Consider the following 2851-nt stretch of genomic DNA (forward strand, 5'->3'; position numbering starts at 1 on the left):
AATGTCGGATTCACATCACTAGAAACAAACACTTGGTGCCCGGGGAGGGACACTGCCTGATGAAGAAGCCGCGCGCGACCGCTGCGACAAGCGGGCCGGATGGACTGGCGCCAGCCGGCGATGTCGCGGCGATTGTTGCCGGCACGCACGGAGATCCCTTCGCCGTCCTTGGTGTCCATGAGGTCGGCAAGAGCCTGTATGCCCGGTGCTTTGTTCCGAATGCCGAATTCGTCACCGCCTACACGCTGACCGGCACCATCGCGGGTGAACTGTCCAGGCGCGACGATGGCGGCTTTTTCGAAGGCAAGCTCTCGATCAAGAAGCGGCAACCCCTGCGCTATCATGCCAGGAACGCCGGCGGCGACTGGTGGCTGACCGATCCCTATTCGTTCGGTCCGGTGCTGGGCCCGATGGACGATTACTACATCGCCCAAGGCTCGCATCTAAGGCTGTTCGACAAGCTCGGCGCCCATGTCATCGATCACGAAGGCGCCACCGGAGTGCATTTCGCCGTCTGGGCTCCCAATGCGCGGCGCGTCTCTGTGGTCGGCGACTTCAACGAGTGGGACGGCCGCCGGCACACCATGCGAGACCGCCGCGACACCGGTATCTGGGAACTGTTCGTACCCGACATCGGTGCCGGACGACCCTACAAATACGAGATCATCGGCCCCGATGGTGTGAGGCTGCCGCTGAAGGCCGACCCGTTCGCCTTCAAATCCGAACTGCGTCCGGCTACTGCTTCGGTCGTGGCGGTGCCGCCGGCGCACGAGTGGGGCGACGAGGCGCATCGCAATTTCTGGCGCAATGCCGATCACCGGCGAGAAGCCATCTCGATCTACGAGGTCCATGCCGGCTCCTGGCAGCTTCGCGACGACGGAACGTTCCTGTCATGGGACGAGTTGGCCGACCGGCTGATCCCCTATGTGGTCGAGACCGGTTTCACCCACATCGAATTCATGCCGATCTCTGAACATCCCTACGACCCGTCCTGGGGCTACCAGACGACCGGCCTTTACGCGCCGTCGGCCCGCTTTGGCGACCCGGACGGCTTTGCCCGTTTCGTCGATGGCGCCCACCGCGCCGGCGTCGGCGTCATCCTCGACTGGGTGCCGGCACATTTCCCGGTCGACGCGCATGGCCTGGCCAATTTCGATGGCACCGCGCTCTATGAACATGCCGATCCGCGCAAGGGTTTTCATCCCGACTGGAACACCGCGATCTACAATTTCGGCCGCCGCGAGGTGGTGTCGTTCCTGGTCAACAATGCGCTGTTCTGGGCCGAGAAATACCATGTCGACGGTTTGCGCGTCGACGCGGTCGCCTCGATGCTCTACCTCGACTATTCACGCAAGGCCGGCGAATGGATCCCCAACGAGAAGGGCGGCCGCGAGAATCTCGAGGCGGTCAGCTTCCTGCAGAAGATGAACAAGGAGGTCTACGGCCATCATCCGGGCGTCATGACCATAGCCGAGGAATCGACCTCATGGCCGAAGGTCTCGGCACCGGTGCATGAAGGCGGCCTCGGCTTCGGCTTCAAGTGGAATATGGGCTTCATGCACGACACGCTGGAGTATTTCTCCAAGGAGCCGATCTTCCGAAAGCACCACCACAACGACCTCACCTTCGGCCTGACCTACGCCTTCTCGGAGAATTTCGTGCTGCCGCTCTCGCATGACGAGGTTGTGCACGGCAAAGGCACGTTGCTTGGCAAGATGGCCGGCGACGACTGGCAGAAGTTTGCGACGCTACGCGCCTACTACGCTTTCATGTGGGGCTATCCCGGCAAGAAGCTGCTTTTCATGGGGCAGGAGTTCGCGCAGCGCCGCGAATGGAGCGAGGCGCGCGCGCTCGACTGGAACCTGCTTGAATTCCGGCCGCATCGCGGCGTCTGGCAGACGGTGCGCGATCTCAACTATCTCTACCGTTCGCGCCCGGCACTGCATGGCCGTGATTGTGAGCCGGAAGGGTTTTCCTGGCTGATCGTCGACGACAGCCAGAATTCGGTTTTTGCCTGGCTTCGCAGTGCGCCGGGCGGCAGCCCAGTGGCCGTCATTTCCAATTTCACGCCGGTGCCGCGCGATAATTATCGCGTGCCGTTGCCGACATCAGGCAAATGGCGCGAGATCATCAACACCGACGCTTCTGAATATGGCGGTTCCGGCAAGGGCAATGGCGGCATGGTCGAGGCGCGGGCGGAGGAAGGAAGCATCGCCGCGACGATGCTCTTGCCGCCGCTGTCCACGATCATGCTCGAGCTCGTCGCCGACTGAACCCATCGACACTGAGTAACATGTCGAGATCGAGTAACTTGGGAGGGTAGAAATGGCAGACTTGAAACGGACCCAGCCGCTGGCGCGCGATGCCATGGCCTATGTATTGGCCGGCGGCCGTGGCAGCCGCCTCAAGGAACTGACCGACCGGCGTGCCAAGCCGGCCGTCTATTTCGGCGGCAAGACGCGCATCATCGACTTCGCGCTCTCCAACGCGCTTAACTCCGGCATTCGACGCCTCGGCGTTGCCACCCAGTACAAGGCGCATTCGCTGATCCGTCATCTGCAGCGCGGCTGGAACTTCCTGCGCCCCGAGCGAAACGAAAGCTTCGACATCCTGCCGGCCAGCCAGCGCGTCTCGGAAACGCAGTGGTATGAGGGCACGGCTGACGCCGTCTATCAGAACATCGACATCATCGAGGCCTACGGACCCGAATACATGGTCATCCTGGCTGGCGACCACATCTACAAGATGGACTACGAGATGATGCTTCGCCAGCACGTCGACGCCAATGCCGACGTCACCGTTGGCTGCCTCGAAGTGCCGCGCATTGAAGCCACCGGCTTCGGCGTCATGC

The 2851-nt window shown here is 62.2% G+C and carries 2 protein-coding genes; both read left to right on the forward strand.

The window, feature by feature from the left end; all coding sequences use genetic code 11:
* Window positions 1–59 precede the first annotated feature (59 nt).
* Window positions 60–2273 carry a 1,4-alpha-glucan branching protein GlgB gene (gene glgB / locus EN991_RS30660; protein ID WP_063171712.1) on the forward strand — a complete coding sequence of 738 codons (2214 nt, stop codon included), beginning with the start codon at window positions 60–62 and terminating at the stop codon, window positions 2271–2273.
* 52 nt (window positions 2274–2325) lie between these two features.
* Window positions 2326–2851 (forward strand): sugar phosphate nucleotidyltransferase (locus EN991_RS30665; RefSeq protein ID WP_164769482.1); only part of this gene is annotated, 526 nt, incomplete at its 3' end.

The organism is Mesorhizobium sp. M7A.F.Ca.US.005.03.2.1 (genome assembly GCF_003997795.1).
Lineage (GTDB): Bacteria > Pseudomonadota > Alphaproteobacteria > Rhizobiales > Rhizobiaceae > Mesorhizobium > Mesorhizobium ciceri.